General features: G+C 28.0%; 4 protein-coding genes. All 4 read right to left on the bottom strand.

Going from position 1 to position 3,629, the window contains the following annotated elements:
• Positions 1–105: 105 nt before the first annotated feature.
• Complete coding sequence (locus tag LX95_RS14365; protein ID WP_111542151.1) at positions 106–726, bottom strand: DUF4240 domain-containing protein; 621 nt, start codon at positions 724–726, stop codon at positions 106–108.
• A gap of 289 nt (positions 727–1,015) precedes the next feature.
• Complete coding sequence (locus LX95_RS14360) at positions 1,016–1,690, bottom strand: hypothetical protein (protein ID WP_146240806.1); 675 nt, start codon at positions 1,688–1,690, stop codon at positions 1,016–1,018.
• A 143-nt stretch (positions 1,691–1,833) separates the two neighbouring features.
• Positions 1,834–2,547, bottom strand: a complete 714-nt coding sequence (locus LX95_RS14355) for a hypothetical protein (RefSeq protein WP_111542149.1) — start codon at positions 2,545–2,547, stop codon at positions 1,834–1,836.
• A 158-nt stretch (positions 2,548–2,705) separates the two neighbouring features.
• Complete coding sequence (locus tag LX95_RS14350) at positions 2,706–3,494, bottom strand: hypothetical protein (protein ID WP_111542148.1); 789 nt, start codon at positions 3,492–3,494, stop codon at positions 2,706–2,708.
• Positions 3,495–3,629 lie beyond the last annotated feature (135 nt).

Raw genomic sequence — 3,629 nt, 5'->3', positions numbered from 1 at the left:
TGCAAAATCAGGACTAGTATATGATGATTCTTACAGAAGTACGTTGGCTAAAAATTAGTGAGTTTTTACTTGTTTTTTACCACAGTACTTTGTTGCCACCAGTTTTTAATTCCACATTTTCTCAAATAACCTCGGACAAATCGCTTTCATAGTCTCAGGCTCTTCCTCCTTCCAAGTAAACTCGAAATTTGAATAATTCTCTTCGTTTGTTTTGAAATCGTCAGATATGTAGTCGTATAATGCTTTTCCTGTTTTATTTTCAAATGCTGTTAATGCGACATACCAAAAACTTTCAAAATCATAATATTCTTCGCCTTTTACTAATTCCGAAATTAAACTGTCTGGATTTTCCTTTGCTTTATAATAAGTGTCTTTACCTCGTGATATTATCCAATTTCTAAAATATTCAAATTTATCGTCAGAACAACCTTCATTCATTATATATCCTGCACACCACATTTCAGAATTATATGTGTCGTAAAGAAGTTTGTCAGTCCTCAATCTAAAACCAATCATTTGTTTTGGTGTCAATTTTTCAATTTCTTTCACTAAAAATCTTTCTTGTGCATCTTGATTTTTAGTATTCTTTACCGAAGAGTCAACTATATTCCAGAATATTGTTTTGTCCAACATTTCACTGGTTTTCTCAATTTCTTGATTGTAAGCTTTTGGTGCTTCTTTTTTGGCTGGTTCTTTCTTTCCAAAAAGTTTGTCAAATATTCCCATTTGGTTATTATATTTCACGTTTTAATTACAACTAAATATCAAAATGATATAAATATTATAGTCGTTAATTTCATTTTTCAAATTGGTGGCAACGTGCGTGTATATGACAAGTAGCGTGAAGTTATGAGTTATTTTTCAATCTCGCAACAAGCCAAAACTTTTGTATTTTGTTTTTATCTTTTCTTTTTAAAACGCCAAATCAAAAGATTTGGCGTTTTACCAAATATACTAAAATTTCCATTTTAGAAAAGACGCAGCTATTTGTTATATGCGGTGTTAGCCATAGTTATTATTCGTTTGCTTTAATAAATTCTGTAACAATTATATCATTATTCTTTTTGGCATTTTCAATTGATTCAATTCCATTAAAGTCCAAGTAATATCCTAAATATACAAGATGATTTTTTATGTTTATTAGACTGACCACATAAGTCACAATATAATCGTGATTACCAGGATATGGTTTAATCAATTTAATTGCAGAAAACGACCTTTCGTGATTGCTGTAATCTTTTAACAAATATGGTTTTTCAGTTGTTATAAATGTAGAGTCAGAATAAGCTCTGTTTATTGCATCTTTAATGTTAATTGTTTTTATGGATGCTTTTTTTATTTGAATATCAAAGATTCTCTTTAGATCAGTATTTTTGATTTTCCATTTCTGTTCGTGATCTCTTATAAATAATATTGAATAATCGGTAAAATCTATATAATCTATATTGTTTTTTTGTTCTGCTATTTTGTTAGTTAAATAAACACCTAAAATTGTAGTTCCTTCATTTGAATTTTTGTCAAACCTTTTTTTAACTAATTTGTCAGAGTATAATTCTTTCCACTTTTTTAATTTAGGCAATTCTATACGTATTTTTTCCGAGTCGTTTTTTTCTGTTGAGTAAATCAGATTCGTATTATTTTCCTTGCAACTTGTAATTGCCAGTAGTAGAATTAAAATTGCTTTTCTCACGATTCTATTTAATTATGGCTAACGGTCTCGTATAACCGTCAGTTACGGGATTAAAGTTAATGATTTTCGGTTAAGCACTGACGTTAGCAATTCCGAGTGGATTCGGACGTAGTCGAATCCGCCGTAATTGCGGTTATACATTGTTATGCTACGTTTTTATTTAGTTCTATAATTTTTAAAAAGTCTTTAATTCCAATATTTAAATTAGAAATGTCAATCTCAATTATTCCTCTCGATTTTGTCCCAAGAGCTATTTTTTTGTATGAATATCTTTCTTCTGTTGTCACAGATTTGTAAACCAAAATTTCATTCCATTTAATTTTTTTGTTAGAATACGTAAAGCCTTCTGAGTCCGTTGTCAATAGTATCTTAGGTTTTCTTAATTTCAAGATTGATAAATTGATTAATAACGCACTTAAAGTAAAAACACTAAATTTTGGCCAGAATTCATCATAATTTATAAACAGCTTGATTATACAAATAATAGTTAAAATTAAAAAAACTAAAATTAAGATTTTAATATGCTGATATGAGTTTTGGATTTTTAATTTTTGAGTTTGTTCCTTTTTTAAAAAGTCATATTTAGATTTAAAAATAGAATCAAAAAAGTAAATTCCAAAAATATTCTCAAGAACATAAGAAATTATATCTCTCATATTATCGTATTTTTCATCAATTTGTGATTCGAGTGATTTTTTTTCCGATTCTAGTGATTTTGAATTTTCTATATAAGCATCGCATTTGTTAAAAAAATCAGCTTGTTTATTAGTTAGTGAACAAATAATTCCAAGGTTCAAACTCTTAGAGCTTTTTGAACAAAATTTACAAAACATTAAATGGTTTTCTCTTTCGGTCATTTTTGTCTAAATGTAGCATAACGGTTTTGTATAAGAATAGTTGCGGGTTTGTATGCGAGGATTTTCCGAAGGAAAATCAGACGTTACAAACACGCAACGACCTTTGATTAAGCACTAAACCGCAATTATTTTTATACGGTGTTAGCAAAAGTAATTTGTTAAGGTTCAATTATTTCGTGTAATTTGATTATTTTATAAAGCTTAGTTTCAGAATTGACTTCCATAATTTCAACATCTACAATAAATATCATTTTTAATGGGTTATCATCACAATTCAACATTTTCTGCTTCTCATCTTCATTTTCCCAAATTATATTTAAGCTATTTTCGTTTAATTCTTTAATAACACCTTTATTGCCTTTTTTAGATTCTAAATCTCTTTTTATTTGCTCTAAATAAATCGCTTGTTTGTGTTTTATAGTTTTTTCTTTATTTAATAATTCCTTTCGTTCTTCCTTGATTTTATCTCTGATTGCTCGAGATTCAATTTCGTTAGCATTTAAAGGATTTAATATTAAAGTATTATTTTTTCCCTTAATTTCTATAGAAATATTATTGCTCTTGTGAGTTCCTGGTTCAATAATCTTTAAGAGATTGGTTAAGTCTTTTGCATCAAGATTTTTGTCGTCTTCGTTTTTCGCCTTATCTCCCAATAAATAATCGTAAGAATTTTTGATAAAATTCCCGAATTCAAAAACAGTATTAACTTCTCCTAAAAATGGTAATAAAGCAGCTGAATATTCAACTAATGTAGCTACTATACTTCCTTTTTTTATTTCTTCTACATAAAGTTTTGCTTCAGGTCTTTCTGAACCATATTTGTCAAATAAAAACTTTTCGTATTCATTCGAAATAGCTTTTAATGCATTTGTGAATTCTGATACAGTAATTGGATTATCATAATCAATTACATATTCAAGCTTAAATTCATTTTCTTTCAGTTTCATTAACTTATTGAATTGGCACGATGTTCGTTTTTATTTTTGCTAACGTGTTTCTTTAGTTTGTATTAAATAACTTTATATAGAAAGAGAGGAGAACTATAACGTGTTTTAGATTAGTGATCCCTTACACGTACGAGT

Origin of the sequence: Mesonia algae (assembly GCF_003253545.1) — a bacterium.
Taxonomy (GTDB): Bacteria; Bacteroidota; Bacteroidia; order Flavobacteriales; family Flavobacteriaceae; genus Mesonia; species Mesonia algae.
This window is presented reverse-complemented; position numbering and strand designations above follow the sequence as displayed.